Origin of the sequence: Pseudomonas sp. ACM7, assembly GCF_004136015.1 — a bacterium.
Lineage (GTDB): Bacteria > Pseudomonadota > Gammaproteobacteria > Pseudomonadales > Pseudomonadaceae > Aquipseudomonas > Aquipseudomonas frigoris.
This window is the reverse complement of the sequence record NZ_CP024866.1, coordinates 5,084,576-5,102,810: the sequence shown is the minus strand read 5'-3', so window position 1 is coordinate 5,102,810 and position 18,235 is coordinate 5,084,576. Positions and strand designations below refer to the sequence as shown.

Here is an 18,235-nt window from a genome sequence, read left to right as displayed (position 1 = left end):
CAGATCTTCGCCCGGTGCAGTCGGTCTCGGGATTGTTCGCCGCGTGTCCTGAACGGTCATCGTCCGATGGGACTAAGCGCAGACTGCAGCCCCCTGATCCCCTGTAGGAGCTGTCGAGTGCAACGAGGCTGCGATCTTTTAAAAGGCCAGATCAAAAGATCGCAGCCTCGTTGCACTCGACAGCTCCTACAAGGATCCGGCGTTGCCGGCCCTGTGCAAATCGCTTAGTCCGCTTGGACGATGTTGCGCTCGAAAGCTGACTCCATAGTCGCCCACAGCACCAATCACCCCCCTGAAATGCAGGTCGGGCAGGTCTGACCTGGGCATGAGGACGACATGATAAAAACAATAATCGCCCCACAAACGCTGCACCCTCGCGTACAGCTGGCCATGCTCTTGCTGGCTGGTGGACTGGGCAGTCAAGCCAGCGCCATGAGTTTCCAGCCGAACGAGGATTTGAGCGTCGACTGGGATACCACACTGACGTACAGCCTGGCCTGGCGGGCCGAGTCTCGCGATCACAAGCTGACGGCCAATGCCAACGGCAACGATGGCGACAACGCGTTCGACAAAGGCAGCCTGATCAACAACCGCAGCGGTTTTCTCACCGAGGCCAACATCAAATGGCGTGAGGACTACGGCGTGTTCCTGCGTGGGACGGGGTTCTACGACAACGTTTACGATCAGGGCAACGACAACGACACGGGCACCTCGAACTGCTTCGCCGGTGGTCATTGCAACCGTCCCGACCGGTTCTCCCAGGACACCATCGATCAACACCGCAATGAACTGCGCATGCTCGATTACTACGCGTATGGCACCTGGGACATCGGTGGCCACAACTTCAACGCGCGGCTCGGCAATCAGGTGGTGAGCTGGGGTGAAAGCCTGTTCTACCCCGGCATTTCCGCCGCCCAGAGCCCGGTGGATGCGACCAAGTCGACCACTCCCGGGGTTGAGGTCAAGGAGATCTTGCTGCCCGTCGGCCAATTGTTCACGCAGTTCAGCCTGACCGACAGCCTCGACCTGCAGGCCTACTACCAATACAAATGGGAAAAAACCGAGTTGTTCGGCGTGGGTAGTTACTTCTCCACCACCGATTTCATCGACGAGGGCGGTTTCAACGACGCCAGCGGTTTCCTGACACGCCTGGGTGACGACAAGCCGAGCGACAGCGGCCAATACGGTGTGGCCCTGACCTATGCGGCAGAGTCGCTGAACAACACCGAGTTCGGCCTCTACTACTCGCGATACCACGACAAGACCCCGTCACTGGATTTCCAGACCGACCTGGGGCACTACCGAGTGCGATATTTCGACAACATCGACCTGTACGGCGCGAGTTTCGCCACGGTGCTGGGCAGCGTGAGCTGGGCCGGTGAAGTCAGCTACCGCGACGGTCAGCCAGTGATGGTCGACAACGGTTTCTCAAGCCCGGTACGCGGCAAAACCATGCAGGCGCAGACGTCGATGATCTACGTGCTCGGCCCGACATCATGGGCCGACAACACCACTCTCATCGGTGAGCTGGTCTACAACACCGTGCTCAGCAACGACAAGTCGGAACCTGTGACATTGGCCCCCGGATTCTCGTTGCCGGGCACCGACAGCCTGGTCTATGACCGCGACGCCTTCGGTTACACGGTTCAGGCGAACTTCGATTACAACAACGTGTTCAGCGGCTGGGACATGTCGGTGCCCGTCACCTACAGCACCGCCGCCCAGCATGACAGCGCACTGGTGGGCTCGATCAACTCAGGCCAGGGCGACGACCGCGCGAGCATCGGCAGCTCGTGGCGCTATCTGGGCAACTTCACCGTTGAAGCCCGTTACAACGCCTACCTGGGCAACGCCAACAACGCCCCGTTGGCCGACCGCGACAACGTCGCCCTCAACTTCAAATACCGGTTCTGAATCCCCTGATGGAGGAGCACAGCATGTCTAGATTTACCCACACATTGTTGGGCACGGCGTTGGCCGTCAGCCTGCTCGGCAGTGGCCTGGTTCAGGCCAAAATCAGCAATGAAGAAGCCGCACGCCTGGGTCAGGACCTGACCCCGATGGGTGCCGAGAAAGCGGGCAACGCCGACGGCAGCATCCCGGCCTGGACCGGAAAATGGCGCGGCTTGCCGCCGCAGCTCAAATACGCTGGCCCCGGCACGCCGTACCCGGACCCGTACGCGGCAGAAAAGCCGATGTTCGTGATCAACGCGCAGAACATGGACAAGTACGCCGACAACCTCACCGATGGCCAAAAAGCGTTGCTAAAACGCTACCCCTCGACCTTCAACATTCCGGTGTATCCGAGCCATCGCGACTTCCGTTTCGATCAGCGCTTGGAAGACCTCGTCAAGAAAAACGCGGTCAGCGCCGAACTGGCCAACGACAACAACGACACGCAAAACGCCTGGGGCGCCTCGCCGTTCCCGATTCCCAAGAACGGTAGCGAGTTGATGTTCAACCATACGCTGGCCGGACGCGCCAATACCGAAGAGGCCAACTACGGGCAGGCGGTGGTCTATTCCAACAAGGAACGGGTACTGGAAGAGGTCAATTACAAGATCTTCTCGATCTGGTCCAGCCCGGATAAAACCTTGGAGAGCGCCAACGGCATTCTCACCAACTTCCTGATCACCACCCTGGAGCCGGTGCGCAAGAAAGGCGAGATTGTCGTCGGTCACGAGTTCATCAACCCGACCGCCTCACCTCGCCAGGCCTGGCAGTACAGCCCGGGTCAACGTCGGGTACGTCGTGCGCCAACTGTAGGCTATGACTCACCGAGCGGCGCCGGCGGTTTTCGGGTGTATGACGAAGACCGTTTGTTCAACGGTGCACCGGATCGCTACAACTGGACCATCGTCGGCAAGAAAGAAATCTACATTCCGTACCACAACTACAAGATCGACGACCCGAGCGTGAGTACCGACCAGATCCTGGCCACCACCGGCCACATCGATCCGCAGTACATGCGCTATGAAAAGCACCGCGTCTGGGTCTTGCAGGCAACACTTAAAGAAGGCGCCCGGCATGTTTACGCCAAGCGTGTGTTGTACCTGGACGAGGATTCCTGGGCCGCTACCCTGGCCGACAACTACGACAGCCGCGGCGTGCTCTGGCGCACCAACATGCAAACTTCGATCTACGCCTACGAGCTGCAGCGCTACCACGCTCGCCTCGGGATCTACCATGACCTGATCGCCGGCTCCTATCTGGTTGACCGGATGTTGATCGATCAAAAACCCGCCAAACTCAACGCTACCGCCTTCACTGAAGACGAATTCACCCCCGGCAACCTGCGCAAACTCGGCACTCGCTAAGCCCTCTGCGCCCTGACCGAATAACTCGGTCAGGGCGTTGTGCTTTTTTGAACTCGCTCATTTCACGGAAAACTCCCATGAATAAATTGCTCACTGGCGTCATCACCGTGGCCAGCGTCAGCCTGTCGATGCAGGCCAATGCCCTGAACATCCTGCTGACCAACGACGACGGTTGTCGGGCGCCCGGCATCGATGCGATGTACCGGGCGCTGACCGCCGCCGGGCATCAGGTGACCCTCGTTGGTCCGTTGAACGACAGCAGTGGCATCAGCGCGGCCAGCGTGGTCGTGCCCGGGCAGGCGTTGGCAGTGACCGAGTTGGCGCCAGGCAAATTTTGCGTCGGCCCACCCGAGGGCTACACCCCGCCCCCGGGCAAGACTTCCGCCATCGGCACCCCGGTGGATGCAGTCAATGTTGGACTGGACGTGCTGCTCAAAGGCAATCCGCCAGACCTGGTGGTGTCGGGCAGTAATTTTGGTGAAAACGTCGGCCCGCTGACGCAAATGTCCGGCACTTTGAACGCAGCGGTCCGCGCAATGTTCAAGGGCATTCCGGCGGTGGCGGTGTCGACGGCCATCGACATGGACCTGATCATCCGCGACCAACAGGCCGGCTACCGCAAAACCCTCGGCGCCATGGATGACACCGCCCGGTTTGCGGTGAAGGTTATCGAGCAGGCGAGTCTCGCGGGAGCTCAAGCCAAACAGGCCTGCGAAAAAAACAACCCCGACTGCGAATTGAACGTGCTCGGATTGCCGGGTGTCAGCGGGTTGAATATCAATTACCCGGCGCTGGCGGCCAGTGACGTCAAAGGCGTGAGTTTTGCCCCGATCGGCACTTGGGACCGGGTGAACTTCACCTCCCAGCGCGGCGCCGACGGCGTGGTTCACGTCAACCTGGTCGCCCCGCCGACACCGACGACCGCCCAGCAACAGGCCGATGCGTATCAGTTGTGGCAAGGGCATGCGGTGATCACCGTGATCGACGGCAACATGAGTGCACCGGGTGCGGTGCAGGATCAGGCGAAGGAAATGCTGAGAGGAGTGAAACCTTAAGGCAACGCAGAACCTGTGGGAGCGAGCCTGCTCGCGAAGAGGCCGGCATATTCAACATCTATGTCGCGGGTAACTCCGCTTTCGCGAGCAGGCTCGCTCCCACAGTTGATCGTCGGAAAACACACAGCCTGTGAACACCCTAAATCCCTTGTGGGAGCGGGCTTGCTCGCGAAGAGGCCGGCACATTCAACATCTATGTCGCGGGTAACTCCGCTTTCGCGAGCAGGCTCGCTCCCACAGTTGATCGTCGGTAAACACAAAGCCTGTGAACACCCTGAATCCCTTGTGGGAGCGGGCTTGCTCGCGAAGAGGCAGGCATATTCAACATCTATGTCGCTGGTAACTCCGCTTTCGCGAGCAAGCCCGCTCCCACAGTTGATCGTCGGTAAACACAAAGCCTGTGAACACCCTAAATCCCTTGTGGGAGCGAGCCTGCTCGCGAAGAGGCAGGCATATTCAACATCTATGTCGCTGGTAACTCCGCTTTCGCGAGCAAGCCCGCTCCCACAGTTGATCGTCGGTAAACGCAAAGCCTGTGAACACCCTAAATCCCTTGTGGAAGCGAGCCTGCTCGCGAAGGGGCCGGCACAATCAACATCTACGTCGCGGGTAACTCCGCTTTCGCGACAGGCTCACTCCCACAGGTTATGTGTTCTCTCCAGATAGCCCCCTGCGCAGGTCTGCCGCGGCATCGGACAAGGCTTGCGCAGCGCGCTCGACAAACGGCGCCATGCTGATAAAACCGTGAATCATGCCCTCGCAGCGCTGCACCCGCACCGCCACGCCGGCTTCCCGCAGACGCAAGGCAAACGCCTCGCCCTCATCCCGCAAAGGATCAAACTCGGCGCTGATCAGGGTGGTCGGCGGCAAGTCCGCCAATCGGTCGGCGCGCAACGGCGAGGCCAAGGGATCATCCCCCTGATCGGCATCCTGCAGGTACTGCTGCCAAAACCAGTACATCATCGCACCGGTGAGGAAATAGCCCTCGGCAAAATCCTCATAAGACTGACTGTCGCAACGGGCGTCGGTGACCGGGTAAAACAGGCACTGATGACTGATTTTCGGCCCCTGACGTTGCGCCGCCAGCCGACTCACGGCGAGCGCCAGGTTGCCCCCGGCGCTGTCCCCGGCCAAGCCGAGCCGGTTGCCATCAACGCCCAGTTCAGACGCATGCTCGACCAGCCAGCATGTGGCCGCATAACAATCGAGTGGTGCCGCCGGGAATTTGTTTTCCGGCGCCAGTCTGTAGGCGACCGACACCACCACCGCCTCCGTCAAACTGGCAAGTGAACGGCAGAGGTTGTCATGGGTGTCGAGGTTGCCCATGACAAAACCGCCTCCGTGGAAGAACACCAACAGCGGCAGGTTGTCCTGCTCCAGTGGCCCGTACAGCCGCGCATCCAGCTCGCCCGCCGCGCCCGCGACCCGCAGGTGACGCACTTCGATCATCGGGTCGCCGGGGATGGCGGGCAGCAGGTTGTCGGAAAACTGCCGATATTGCTTGGCATCGAGCTGGCTGAAATCCGGCTCCGGCAGGTCGCGAAACTGCTGGAGCACTGCGACGATCTGGTTATCGAGCGGCATCGGCATTTCCCTCTACATCGGTCATTTGAAACTGCGGATTGGTTTCTTCCAGGATGCTTTGCACACGTCGCTCCAGCGCCGGTTTGAAACCTTTGTGAGGGAAGACCCAGAAGCGTTTTTCGGCGATGGCGGCGAACACCTGCTCCGCCAGCTCGCTCGGCGTCATGCCTTGGCGGATGCTGCTGTCGAGCAATTGACTGAATGACGAACCGGCCGCGTCCACCACTTGATTCGACGCCATGATTTCGCTGGCCACCGGCCCTGGGCACACCACCGAGACAGATACCGGCACACCGAGCATGCCCAATTCGTAGTGCAGGGTTTCCGAGAGTGCGACCACTGCCTGCTTGGTCACGTTGTAAGGCGCCATCAACGGGCTGCTGAGCAAGCCCGCGAGTGACGCCGTGTTGATCACATGGGCCGCCCGCCCCTGGCGCAAAAACAGCGGCACGAAACTGCGAATGCCATTGATCACGCCGGTAAGGTTGACGTTGAGCATCCGTTGCCATTGCTGCGCAGTGATTTCCCAGCTGTAGCCGGTCTGCATCACTCCGGCGTTGTTGAACAGCAGATCAACCCCGCCAAAGTGATCGAGGGCGATATCGCGCAAGCGCTCGACTTGCGCCAGATCGCCAACATCCGTGACGCAAGCAATCGCCTGCGCACCGCCCGCCTGTAGTTCATCGCACAGCGCTTGCAACCCCGGCCCATCGAGATCGGCCAGCACCAGGCGCATCCCCAACCTTGCCGCATGCTCGGCCAAACCCCGGCCAATACCACTGGCGGCCCCGGTAATCACCGCGACCGGCCTTTGTTCATTGCTCATCGCCAACTCCTGCACTGGGTCCAATGGCGTCAGTAGAGCGGGCGGGCGTAAACCGGCCATCGTCCATTCAGACGATGCCCGCTTCTACAGGGGCGGCAGAATCCGTGACAGGCGCCAAGCCCGTGAACCCTGGGAGAATAATAAGATGAGTACCTTGCACCGCATCGAAGCCAAACTGCTGGAAGACCGCTACGCCCGTGGCTGGCATTGTCTGGGCCTGGCTGCCCAATACCGCGACGGCAAGACCCATCGCTTGGAGGTGTTCGGCACCCGGCTGGTGGCCTTTCAGGGCGAAGACGGCGAGCTGCATATTCTGGATGGCTATTGCCCGCACATGGGCGCCGACCTCAGTACCGGTTGCGTTGAAGGCAACTCGATTCGCTGCCCGTTCCACGCCTGGCGCTGGGGTGCCGATGGTGTCTGCGATGACATTCCTTACGCCAAACGCATTCCGCCACGGGCCCGGCTCAAGAGCTGGCCACTCATGGAAGAAAACCAGTTGCTGTTCGTCTGGAATGACCCGGAAGGCAACCCGCCGCTCCCTGAGCAACGCATCCCGCGCATTGACGCTTGCTTCAGTGACGAGTGGGCCGCGTGGGAAGTCGCCGAATTGCAGATCGGCACCAACTGCCGCGAATTGATCGACAACATCGCCGACATGGCGCACTTCGGTACGGTGCATGGCGCGCCGGTCGAAGCATTCAGCAACGTCTTCGAAGGTCACCTGGCCACCCAGATCATGAGCGCCCGCAGTGAGCGTTTGTCCGGCGACAGCGCGTTGAGCACCGTGGCCACCTACTTCGGCCCGGCCTACCAGATCACCGAAATGACCGGCGCGATGAATGGCCAGCCGATCCATTCGATCCTGCTCAACTGCCATGTGCCGATCGACCTCGACAGCTTCACCCTGCGCTACGGCGTGCTGGTGAAAAAGATTCCGGGGCTGAGCGAAGAACAGAATCAGGCGATGGCCAAGGCCTATGTGCAACAGGCCCAGGAAGCCTTCTACGAAGACGTGACGATCTGGCACAGCAAGACCCGCGTCGACAACCCGTTGCTGTGTGACGGCGATGGCCCGGTCTATCAGTTGCGCCGCTGGTACGAGCAGTTCTACACCGACGTCGCGGCGCTCTCGGGCGACGTGCTGGAGCAAAAACGGTTCGTCGTGCGCGCCAGCGAACGGGCCTGAACACAGCGGCCTTTCGCGCTCCCTGCGCCTGACCGGCAGCCGCCCGTCAGGCCTTGAGCCCGAGCGTTGCAAGGAGTCGATATCGGCGCTTATTCTCGGCCACCGCCAACGCTAATAATAAGAACGGTTTTCCCTATGCAGCAGAGCCTCAGCCTCGATACGTTCAGTGATTTGATCGGCAACCTCTATCAGGGACCGCTGGAAACCATTCCCTGGGCGACCTTTCTCAACCAGCTCAACGTCTACCTGGAAAGCAAATACGTGACCTTCATCCTGCGTCCGCCCAGCGCGCATGTGGATGGCTTGATGGTCAACACCACTGGTACGTCGACCGAGGCGACCGCGTCGTACAACAAACACTTTTTCACCCTCGACCCGTTTGTCGACCTGCCCAACCGCCAGGTGGTGACCCTTGCCGAGTTCGTGTCCAACGACGATTGGCAGCACTCGGAGTTCTACAAGAATTTCCTCGAACCGGTGGATGTGTTCCACATTCTCGGCGCCGACATCAACACCTGCGACGGCGCCCAGTGCCGTATCCGCATCAGTCGCGGACGCGATGACAAGGCCTTCGGCAACGAAGAGAAAGCCTTGTTGACGCACTTTATCCCGCACCTGGAACGCTCGATCAAGATCCACATGCAGCTCAATCGCATCGAAGCCGAGCGCAATCTCTACGCCGGCGCGGTGAATCAATTGGCGGTCGGTACGATCATCCTCGACGAGGCCGGCAAAGTGCTGCAAACCAACCAGGTTGCCGATCGGCTGATCCAGGAAAAGGACGGCATCAAACTGGTCAACGACGGCCTGCAAGTCGGCACCGCGCGAGACACTCAAGAGTTCCGGCGCCTGGTGAAACAATCGCTGCTCTCGCAAAAAAGCAGCAACCCGTCGGTGGTCGAAGCCCTGCGCGTGCAACGGCCGTCCGGGCGGGCGGACCTGGGGATCATCGTACGCTCGGTGCCGTTATCGGACTGGAGCGAAGGCAAACAGTGCCCCACCGTGGTGATTTTCATCAGCGACCCAGAGCAACAGTCCACCGCGCCACAGGAGATCGTCCGCGCGCTGTTCGACTTCACCCCGGCCGAAACTCAATTGGCCATGTTGTTGGCCAACGGCTTGACCCTCGACGAAGCCTCCGAGGAGCTGGGCATCAGCCGCAACACCTCGCGGGCACACCTGCGGTCAACCTTCTCCAAGACCGGCGTGACCCGCCAGACCATGCTCGTGCGGCTAATCCTGCGCAGCGTGGCGACCCTCGGTTAGCGTTCAACCTCCGCCCTCGTCCGCTCGGACGATGGCGGCCATCCCGGCACGGCGCACAGTGGCTTTATCCCAACCAGGGGCCTGACCATGCGCAACTGTCCGACCATCCTCAAGACTGAATTGCTGGCTGAAAGCGGCTATTTTCAGATCGAAGCTTTGCACCTGCAATTCAGCAATGGCCAGCAGCGGGTTTACGAGCGTCTGCGCGGCACCGGTTATCGCTCGGTGATGCTGGTGGCGATGCCCGATCCGCTGCATGTATTGCTGGTCCGTGAATATGCGGTCGGTGTCGAAAAAACCGTGCTCGGCCTGCCCAAGGGCGGCGCGGAGCCTGATGAAGACTATCTGCAAGCGGCGCAACGCGAACTCTGCGAAGAAGTCGGGATGCGCGCTGCACGCCTCAGCGAACTGGGCGAACTGACCCTGGCGCCGGGTCACCTGTGCCATCGCTACCGGGTGGTGCTGGCCGAACAGTTGAGTCCCTGCCAACTGGTCGGCGACGAGCCCGAATCGCTGGAATGCCTGCGCGTGCCGCTGACGCAGATCCCCGACCTGGTCGCCCGCGGCGAACTCAACGAAGCGCGGGCCATTGCTGCACTGTTCATGGCCATGGGGGCCCTCGACCGGCGGGGTTGACACGCAAAACCTGTGTGCGAGCTTGCTCCGGGCGGCGTTCCGACGAAGAGGCCGGCACATTCAACATTGATGTCGCCTGACACACCGCCATCGCGAGCAAGCTCGCTCCCACAGGGGATCGAGGTCGTACGCAAATACACGGGCTGCCCCTCTAACCAATGTGGGAGCGAGCTTGCTCGCGAAGAGGCCGGCACATTCAACATTAGCGTCGCCTGACACACCGCCATCGCGAGCAAGCTCGCTCCCACAGGGGGTCGAGGTCGTACGCAAATATCCGGGCTGACCCTCCCACAGGGGCCTGTGTAGTCCATTCGGACGAAGCCACGTTCCGCCAGCCGCAATACCTTGCCTCTACAACAATAAAATCCGTGTCGAGGCTCGCTATGCGAAAAGCCACCTGTGCCCTGTTCATCATCGTCTGCGCCAGCAGCACCGCCAGCCTGTGTCAGCGCTTCAAGAATGAAGCCTACCGACCGACCACGGCGTTCATCAGTTGCTCGGCCAGTGCCATCAATTGCTATCCCCCGCTGGTGCGTAATCTGCTCCCATAAAAAAACCACCGGGCCTGCAAGCAAGGCCGGTGGTTTTTTTGTGCTGTCGCCAGATCAGGTTGGCAAGACACCCCGCGAACGTGACAGGGTCAGCGCCAGGTCTTCGATCATGTCTTCCTGACCGCCGACGGTGCCGCGTCGACCCAATTCCACCAGCAGCTCACGTGCGGTAATGCCGTACTTTTGCTCGGCACGTTTGGCGAACAACAGGAACGAACTGTAGACCCCGGCGTAACCCAGGGTCAGCGCATCTCGGTCGAGGCGGATCGGCTGGTCCATCATCGGCACTACCAGGTCCTCGGCAACGTCCATGATCCGGTACAGGTCGATGCCACTGTTGACGCCCATCCGCTCAAGCACCGCGACAAACACTTCCAGCGGCGTATTGCCCGCTCCCGCGCCCAGCCCCGCCACCGAACCGTCGATACGTGCGGCGCCCGCCTCGATCGCGGCAAGGGAATTGGCAATTGCCATGCCCATGTTGTGGTGACCGTGAAAACCGACTTCGGTCCCGGCATTCAGCCCAGCTCGCAATGCAGCGATTTTCTCAGTGACTTCATCAGGCAGCATGTAGCCAGCCGAGTCAGTGCAGTAAATGCAGTTGGCCCCATAACTCTCCATCAGCCGCGCCTGCTCCAGCAGTTTCTCCGCGCTGACCCTATGCGCCATCATCAGAAAGCCGACGGTATCCAGGCCCATCTTCGCTGACATGCCGATGTGCTGGCCGGAGACGTCCGCCTCGGTGCAGTGGGTGGCCACACGAATGGTCGACACCCCGTATTCATGGGCCATTCTCAAATGATCGAGGGTGCCGATACCTGGCAACAACAGCGCCGAGACCTTGGCCTGTTTCATACGCGGGATCACCGCCGCGAAGTATTCCTCGTCGCTGTGGGCGGGAAAACCGTAGTTCAACGAAGCGCCACCGAGGCCATCGCCGTGGGTGATTTCGATCAGCGGCACGCCGGCGGCATCGAGGCCGGTCGCCACCGAGATCATCTGCTCCAGACTGATTTGATGCTGTTTGGCATGCATGCCGTCGCGCAGGCTCATGTCGTGCAGACGGACGCTCTTACCTTGCAAATTCATGGCAATTCTCCACTCAACGGACGGGCAGTTGCAGGGTGCCCTTGTGGGCTTCTTCGGCGAACATCTCGGCGGTACGCAGCCCCGCAGCGGTCATGATGTCGAGGTTGCCGGCGGACTTGGGCAGGAAGTCGCCGAGGCCTTCGACTTCGATGAAAATCGACACCTTGTGCCCATCGAACACCGGGCCATTGATCAGCTTGTAGCCGGGGACATAGCGCTGCACTTCCTTGACCATCTGCAACACCGAGGTGCGAATGGCGTCCTGATTCGGTTCGTCATCCGTCAGGCAGTGGATGGTGTCGCGCATCATCAGCGGTGGCTCGGCCGGATTGATGACGATGATTGCCTTGCCGCGTCGAGCGCCGCCGATCTTCTCCACCGCTCCGGCCGTGGTGCGGGTGAATTCGTCGATGTTCTGGCGAGTGCCCGGGCCGACCGAACCGGAGGACACGGTGGCGACGATCTCGCCGTAACTCACCGACTGGACCCGTGACACTGCCGCGACCATCGGAATGGTCGCCTGGCCACCGCACGTCACCATGTTGACGTTCATCGCCAGGCTCAAAGCGTGCTCCTTGAGATTGACCGGCGGCACGCAGAACGGGCCGATGGCCGCTGGCGTGAGATCAATCATGATCACCCCCAGCGCGTTGAGCTTGCGGCTGTTTTCTGCGTGTACGTAGGCCGAGGTGGCATCGAAGGCGATGCGAATATCATCGTCGAGCACATGGGGCAGCAGACCGTCGACGCCCTCGGCCGTGGTTTTCACGCCCAATTCACGGGCGCGTTTAAGGCCCTCGGATTGGGGGTCGACGCCGACCATCCAGACCGGCTCGATCCATTCCGATCGATACATTTTCATCAGCAGGTCAGTGCCGATATTGCCCGGGCCGATAATGGCCGCTCTGAGTTTCTTGCTCATCCGGTTAAACCCCACAGGTCAGGCGCAGAAGGACACCTGGGCACTGCCCAGGCCATCGATAGTCAATTCAAAACGGTCGCCCGCACGCGCAGGCTCCAGCGGCACCAAAGAGCCGGAGAGAATGATTTCCCCGGCCTTGAACGGAATACCGAAGGCACCCAGGGTGTTGGCCAGCCAGGCCACGGCCGTCAGCGGATTACCCTGCACCGCCGAGCCCAGTCCCTCGCTCAGGAGTTCACCGTTCTTGAACACACGCATACGCAAGTTGGGCAAATCCAGTGTCCGTGGATCGACCTGAACATCACCCAGCACGAACACACCGCAAGAGGCGTTGTCGGCGACGGTGTCTTGTATGCGGATCCGCCAGTCATGAATCCGTGAGTCGACGATCTCGAAGCACGGCGTCACATACTCGGTCGCTTCCAGAACGTCGGCTTCGGTAACACCGGGGCCGATCAAATCGCGCTTGAGCTTGAAGGCAATCTCGCCCTCGGCGCGCGGCTGGATCAGCTTGTTCGCGGCGAGGGAGATTTGCGCGTCATTGGCGAACGACATCTGCCGGGTGATGAAGCCGAAATCCGGCTGATGCACGTTGAGCATTTGCTGGACTGCCGCCGACGTTACGCCGATTTTCTTGCCGACAATCCGGTCACCGGCGGCCACCCGGCGTTCGATGCTGTAGAGGGAAATATGGTAAGCATCTTCGATGCTGATCGCCGGCCAGCGCTCGGTCAGCGGCGCCAGGGTGGCGCCGCTCAGCAACGCCTGATACAGCTCCTCGCCGTATTGATGGCGCAGTTGTTCACTCATGAGCGAGCCTCCTCAAAGAACGCCAGGCACTCGCGGTTGAACAGTTCTCGGTGCTCGACCATCACCCAATGCCCGCATTCGCTGAGCAGTACAAAGCGAATGTTCCGGCAGTGTTGCATCATCGTTTGCGCGCCAGACACCGGGCAGAATTTGTCGTTCATGCCCCAGAAACCGAGGATCGGACACTGCAACTCGCCGAGGCGCGAGGTCATGTTCGGCACTTGCATGGTCGACAACACGCAGACCGGTTGCTGGCGCACCACTGCGACCCGCTCATTGACCGTTTCGTCGCTGATCAAGGACTCATCGAACAGTTGCAGCGCCAGCAGCCGGCGCATTCCGCCCGCATCGTGCAGTTCACCCTTGGCGAAGGCCGCACCCATTTTCTGGATGCCTTCCATCTGCAAGTAATACTGTTCTTTTTCCATCAGGCCGCCGGGCGCCATCAGCACCAGCCGGCTGACCCGCTGCGGCTGATCGCGGGCCAGTTTGATCGCGATCGCACCGCCCAGAGAATTGCCGACCAGCACGCATCGCTGGATATCCAAGGCATCGAGCAAACTGCTCAAGGCGGCGACAAAGAAGTCCAGGGTGTAGAGGGTGTCTGGCTTATCTGAAGCGCCATAACCCGGCAGGTCCGGGACAATGGTCCGGTAGCCTGCCGCGGCAAACACCGGGTAGTTCTGCTTGAAATTGCTGTGACCGCTGGCGCCCGGCCCGCTGCCGTGAATGAAAATTACCGGCTCGCCGCTGCCGATGTCCTGCCCGCCGATATCCAAGTAGTGCAGCTGCAAACCATCCGGCAGCGTGACGAAGTGCCCTTGCGCTGATGCGTCCATAGGTGTCCTCCCGGCCTGTTGTTGTCGCCGGATTATTCCGAGCGCCCGGGCAAACAACATCGTCCGACAGGACTACGCCCAGGGGGCGTTCTCAATTAGTTTCCACACCGCGCCGGGTCTGCTGTTGTGCAGGGCAAGGCGCGAGAAGCGTGGTTTGGTCATTCCAAATAAGCTTCGAGCAACGCAGCCCTGCACAACTGCAGGCCCGGCCCTTCGGGTTGTGCCTTAAAGCGGGCCAGGCTGAGTTGCAGGCCTTGGAAAGGGAGCACCATTCCCAGCGGCCTGCGCCTTGCCTGGCCCGCTTTAAGGCGACAACGCGGCGGGGAAACTAATTGAGAACGCCCCCTAGTCTTTTCGGACGTTGGCCGATGGGGGTGACAGACCTAGCATCGACAGCATTCCCGAGCGACAGAACGAGGCATCCCATGCTTGATCCGATGGACTTTCGCGGCAAAGTGGTACTGGTCACCGGCGGTGGCAAGGGTGTCGGTCGCGGCATCAGTCAGCGTTTTCTCGACTGTGGTGCCGAAGTGGTGATCTGTGGTCGTGAAGCACCGGACACTCTGCCTGTCAGCGCTGGGCGCGAGGCGCTGTTTCTGCCCTGCGACCTGCGGGATGTCGAGCAGTCCGGGCGGTTGATCGACAGTATCGTCGAGCGTTTCGGTCGCCTCGATGTATTGGTCAACAATGCCGGCGGTTCACCGAATGCCGATGCGGCCAGTGCCTCGCCGCGTTTTAGCGAAGCGATCATCCGCCTTAACCTGTTGGCGCCGCTGAATCTCTGTCAGCAGGCCAATCAGGTGATGCAGGCACAGGTCGAAGGTGGTGCAATCATCAACATTTGCAGCGTCAGCGCGATCCGTCCCTCCCCCGGCACTGCCGCCTATGGGGCGGCCAAGGCCGGGCTACTGAACCTGACCGGCTCGCTGGCGGTGGAATGGGCACCCAAGGTGCGGGTCAACGCCGTGACGGCCGGGCTGATTCTCACCGAGCAGGCGGCCATGCATTATGGCGATCAGGCGAGCATTGCCCGGGTGGCGGCGACCATCCCGCTGCAACGCCTGGCGGCTCCGGAAGACATCGGCGATACCTGTCTGTACCTGGCATCAACGCTGGCACGTTATGTCAGCGGCGCGGACATCACCGTGCACGGCGGTGGCGAACGCCCGGCGTTTCTCGATGCGGCACAATCCTGAAAAGATCGCAGCCTGCGGCAGCTCCTTTGATTGTGTACTCCTGTAGGAGCTGCCGCAGGCTGCGATCTTTTGGCCATCTCATTAAAACAAGAGGAATCCCGACATGCCTGCGATAGCCAGCCACAGTGTTTTGCTGGATCTCAGCCCATCTGCCGCATGGGCCAAACTGCGCGACCTGAGCCTCGCCCCGCATTACGTGCCGGGTCTGACCGGCTGCCAGTTTCATCCCGGTGCACGCGAAGGGGTTGGCGCCAGTCGCCGGGTGTTCCGCAAAGGGGGTCAGTGGCTGGATGAGAGCGTGGTGCAATGGCAGGAAGGTGCGGGTTTCGTACTGATTCTGCACCGGGCCAGTAGCGGCGCGCCCTTCCCGTTCCGCGAGGCCAGCTTCAGTTATGCCTTGCAGGCCGAGGGTGACGCGACACGCATCACCACCCAAATGAACTACAGCCTGCGCGGTGGCAGGCTGATGGAAATGCTGTTGGCCAGGGCGTTCAACAACGTCGTGCGCCAGATTGCCGAGAATCTCAAGGCCTATTACGAAAGCGGGCAGACGCAAAATCGCGACTTGCTCGCCGCCACGCCTCAGGAACGCGCCCTGTAGCGTGGGAGCGAGCTTGCTCCGGGCGGCGTTCCGACGATGAAGCCCGCACATTCAACATCGATNCCGCCTGACACTCCGCTATCGCGAGCAAGCTCGCTCCCACAGGGGATNACTGTCGAACACCAATCCAGTGTCTTCTGAGGATCGAATGTGGGAGCGAGCTTGCTCGCGATGAAGNCNGCACAGCCAACATCGATGCCGCCTGACNCNCCGCTATCGCGAGCAAGCTCGCTCCCACAGGCCTCGCAGGCTGGGCAGCGGCTACAGGGGTTTATGCCTGGTTTTGGGCGGTCAGGTTGACCTCGCTCCAATAGGCTTTCATCGAGTGAATCTTACCGTCGGCATCGAACTCCATCACATCGATCACATGAAGCGAGCACGGTTGCCCGGCCCATTCCATATCGACCCGAAACGGCATCGCCCCACAACCGTTCAACGTCGCCCGAACCGGGCCGGTCAGGGTCGCCGAGACGTTGCTCGCGCCCAGCCCTTCGCGGTAGAAACGTTCTATATCGACGACCCCCTGCAACGGCGGTTGACCGACCGGGTCTTCGACCACTGCATCCTCGCTGTAAAGCGCAATGATCCCGTCGATATCACCGGCGTCCACCAATTCCACATAACGCGCCATGGTCGCTTGAATCTGTTGTGCACTGACCATTCAGACCACCTCGAACAGTGCGGCGGCACCCATGCCGCCGCCGATGCACATGCTCACCACTACATAACGCAAACCGCGGCGTTGCCCCTCGACCAACGCGTGACCGACCATCCGCGCACCGGACATGCCGAAAGGATGGCCCACCGAAATCGCGCCGCCGTTGACGTTCATGCGTTCAGCGGGAATGCCCAGGGTGTCGCAGCAATACAGCACCTGACAGGCGAACGCCTCGTTCAACTCCCAGAGGCCAATGTGGTCCACGGTCAGGCCATGGCGCTTGAGCAGTTTCGGGATGGCGTAGACCGGGCCGATGCCCATCTCGTCGGAGTTGCAGCCAGCGACCGCCATCCCGCGATAAATCCCCAGCGGCTCCAGGCCACGCTTCTCGGCCAATTTGGCACTCATCAACACCGAGGCCGAAGCACCGTCGGAGAGTTGCGAGGCATTGCCCGCCGTGATGAAACGGCCCTTTTCACTCCACTGACCGCCCGGCCACACCGGTTCCAGCGCATTCAGGCTTTCGCGGGTGGTGTCGATGCGGTTGCACTCGTCACGCAGCAAGGTGACGGCCTCAAAGCGGGTTTCGCCACTGGCCTTGTCGAAAATCGCCTTGCGGCTGGTCAGCGGCGCAAGTTCACGGTCGAACAATCCGGCACTCTGGGCCAGCGCGGTTCGCACCTGGCTCTGATAGCTGTATTCGTCCTGTTCCTCTCGGGAAATGCCGTAGCGCGCGGAGACGATTTCGGCGGTTTCGACCATCGGAATGTAGGCGTACGGATCAAGCTCGATCACCGAGCCTGACTGATTGCGGTACAGGTTCTTGTGCTTGTTCTGCACCAGCGAAATCGACTCCAGGCCACCGGCCACGGCAATGTCGATTTCATCGCACATGATCCCTTTGGCGGCCATGGCAATGCTCATCAGCCCCGATGAACACTGGCGCTCGACCGCCATCCCGGCGACCGAGGTCGGCAAGCCGCCGGCAATCGCACACAGACGCCCCAAGTTATAAGACTGCGTGCCCTGCTGCGCCGCCGCGCCGATGATCACATCGTCCACTTCGCCCGGCTCGATACCGGCGCGACGCACGGCTTCGCGCACCACATGGCCGCCGAGCTGCGGGGCGTCGGTGTCATTGAATGCACCGCGAAAGGCTTTGCCGATCGGGGTACGGGCGGTCGAAACGATGACGGCTTCTTTCATGCTGGATTCCTCGAATGTTCTGCTAAAGGGTTCACGCGGGGTAGTAACGGCTGATGGTGTCGACCACACAGCCGGGACGCTCCTCGCCATCGATTTCGACGCTGACGCGAATGGTCGCCTGAACGCCGCCCTTGACCTCCTCGACCGCCATCAATTGCGCACTGCCGCGCACCCGCGAGCCAACACGCACTACCGTGGGAAAGCGCACCCGCTCGCAGCCATAATTGACACCCATGGCAATGCCGCGCACCTCGACGATCTGCGGCAAAAACAGATTGACCAACGCCAGGCTCAGATAGCCATGGGCGATGCAGGCGCCGAACGGACCGCTGGCTGCTTTGTGCGGATCGACGTGAATCCACTGGTGATCACCGGTCGCCTCGGCGAACCGGTCGATGCGCTCCTGCGCGAGAACCAGCCAGTCGCTGACGCCCAGCACCTCTCCCACGGCATCGTGCAAGGCAAGGGGCGTGTCGAAAACACGTGGCAT

Annotated in this window: 18 protein-coding genes; 9 read left to right on the top strand and 9 right to left on the bottom strand. The window is 60.9% G+C overall.

All coding sequences use genetic code 11. The features are described from left to right. Positions 1 to 336: 336 nt before the first annotated feature. From CUN63_RS24305 to surE, 3 genes are all read left to right on the top strand, one after another. A complete protein-coding gene (locus CUN63_RS24305) occupies positions 337 to 1,914 on the top strand; it encodes a DUF1302 domain-containing protein (protein ID WP_129443155.1) in 1,578 nt (525 codons plus the stop codon). A 23-nt stretch (positions 1,915 to 1,937) separates the two neighbouring features. After that, on the top strand, positions 1,938 to 3,317 hold the full coding sequence (locus CUN63_RS24300; RefSeq protein WP_129443153.1) for a DUF1329 domain-containing protein: 1,380 nt from the start codon (positions 1,938 to 1,940) through the stop codon (positions 3,315 to 3,317). Positions 3,318 to 3,394: 77 nt separating this feature from the next. After that, positions 3,395 to 4,372: a 5'/3'-nucleotidase SurE gene (surE, locus tag CUN63_RS24295; protein WP_129443151.1), complete on the top strand. Its 978-nt coding sequence runs from the start codon at positions 3,395 to 3,397 to the stop codon at positions 4,370 to 4,372. Between the two features lie 645 nt (positions 4,373 to 5,017). Here surE and CUN63_RS24285 read toward each other — a convergent pair. Continuing rightward, entirely contained in the window at positions 5,018 to 5,956 is a 939-nt protein-coding gene (locus tag CUN63_RS24285; RefSeq protein ID WP_129443149.1) for an alpha/beta hydrolase, read from the bottom strand. Continuing rightward, complete coding sequence (locus tag CUN63_RS24280) at positions 5,943 to 6,782, bottom strand: SDR family NAD(P)-dependent oxidoreductase (protein ID WP_129443147.1); 840 nt, start codon at positions 6,780 to 6,782, stop codon at positions 5,943 to 5,945. The genes CUN63_RS24285 and CUN63_RS24280 overlap by 14 nt, the downstream gene beginning before the upstream one ends. A 145-nt stretch (positions 6,783 to 6,927) precedes the next feature. On the opposite strand from CUN63_RS24280, the gene CUN63_RS24275 reads away from it, so the two are divergent. From CUN63_RS24275 to CUN63_RS31740, 4 genes are all read left to right on the top strand, one after another. Then, positions 6,928 to 7,971: a Rieske 2Fe-2S domain-containing protein gene (locus CUN63_RS24275; RefSeq protein WP_129443145.1), complete on the top strand. Its 1,044-nt coding sequence runs from the start codon at positions 6,928 to 6,930 to the stop codon at positions 7,969 to 7,971. Positions 7,972 to 8,106: 135 nt separating this feature from the next. Further along, positions 8,107 to 9,237: a helix-turn-helix transcriptional regulator gene (locus tag CUN63_RS24270; RefSeq protein WP_046054842.1), complete on the top strand. Its 1,131-nt coding sequence runs from the start codon at positions 8,107 to 8,109 to the stop codon at positions 9,235 to 9,237. 87 nt (positions 9,238 to 9,324) lie between these two features. Continuing rightward, entirely contained in the window at positions 9,325 to 9,873 is a 549-nt protein-coding gene (nudE, locus tag CUN63_RS24265; protein WP_129443143.1) for an ADP compounds hydrolase NudE, read from the top strand. Between the two features lie 383 nt (positions 9,874 to 10,256). Further along, a complete protein-coding gene (locus CUN63_RS31740; protein ID WP_165353277.1) occupies positions 10,257 to 10,424 on the top strand; it encodes a hypothetical protein in 168 nt (55 codons plus the stop codon). Between the two features lie 54 nt (positions 10,425 to 10,478). On the opposite strand, the gene dmpG is transcribed toward CUN63_RS31740, so the two are convergent. The 4 genes from dmpG to CUN63_RS24240 are packed head-to-tail and all read right to left on the bottom strand — an operon-like array spanning position 10,479 to position 14,084. After that, a complete protein-coding gene (gene dmpG / locus CUN63_RS24255; RefSeq protein ID WP_129443141.1) occupies positions 10,479 to 11,513 on the bottom strand; it encodes a 4-hydroxy-2-oxovalerate aldolase in 1,035 nt (344 codons plus the stop codon). Between the two features lie 13 nt (positions 11,514 to 11,526). Next, positions 11,527 to 12,435, bottom strand: coding sequence for an acetaldehyde dehydrogenase (acetylating) (locus tag CUN63_RS24250; protein ID WP_129443139.1), 909 nt, complete (start codon positions 12,433 to 12,435; stop codon positions 11,527 to 11,529). Positions 12,436 to 12,453: 18 nt separating this feature from the next. Continuing rightward, positions 12,454 to 13,245, bottom strand: coding sequence for a fumarylacetoacetate hydrolase family protein (locus CUN63_RS24245; protein WP_129443137.1), 792 nt, complete (start codon positions 13,243 to 13,245; stop codon positions 12,454 to 12,456). Continuing rightward, on the bottom strand, positions 13,242 to 14,084 hold the full coding sequence (locus CUN63_RS24240; protein ID WP_129443135.1) for an alpha/beta fold hydrolase: 843 nt from the start codon (positions 14,082 to 14,084) through the stop codon (positions 13,242 to 13,244). Before CUN63_RS24240 ends, CUN63_RS24245 begins: the two co-directional genes overlap by 4 nt. A gap of 425 nt (positions 14,085 to 14,509) precedes the next feature. Between CUN63_RS24240 and CUN63_RS24235 the strand changes: the two genes are divergently transcribed. Beyond that, positions 14,510 to 15,280, top strand: coding sequence for an SDR family oxidoreductase (locus tag CUN63_RS24235; RefSeq protein WP_129443133.1), 771 nt, complete (start codon positions 14,510 to 14,512; stop codon positions 15,278 to 15,280). A 103-nt stretch (positions 15,281 to 15,383) separates the two neighbouring features. After that, positions 15,384 to 15,881, top strand: coding sequence for an SRPBCC family protein (locus CUN63_RS24230; protein ID WP_129443131.1), 498 nt, complete (start codon positions 15,384 to 15,386; stop codon positions 15,879 to 15,881). A gap of 271 nt (positions 15,882 to 16,152) precedes the next feature. Here CUN63_RS24230 and CUN63_RS24225 read toward each other — a convergent pair whose 3' ends face one another. From CUN63_RS24225 to CUN63_RS24215, 3 genes are read right to left on the bottom strand one after another with little or no spacing between them, the layout of a single operon-like run. Then, positions 16,153 to 16,542 carry a steroid Delta-isomerase gene (locus CUN63_RS24225; protein ID WP_129443129.1) on the bottom strand — a complete coding sequence of 130 codons (390 nt, stop codon included), beginning with the start codon at positions 16,540 to 16,542 and terminating at the stop codon, positions 16,153 to 16,155. Beyond that, positions 16,543 to 17,745 carry an acetyl-CoA C-acyltransferase gene (locus CUN63_RS24220; RefSeq protein WP_129443127.1) on the bottom strand — a complete coding sequence of 401 codons (1,203 nt, stop codon included), beginning with the start codon at positions 17,743 to 17,745 and terminating at the stop codon, positions 16,543 to 16,545. It lies immediately after the preceding gene. Positions 17,746 to 17,776: 31 nt separating this feature from the next. Continuing rightward, positions 17,777 to 18,235, bottom strand: coding sequence for a MaoC family dehydratase (locus tag CUN63_RS24215; RefSeq protein WP_129443125.1), 459 nt, complete (start codon positions 18,233 to 18,235; stop codon positions 17,777 to 17,779).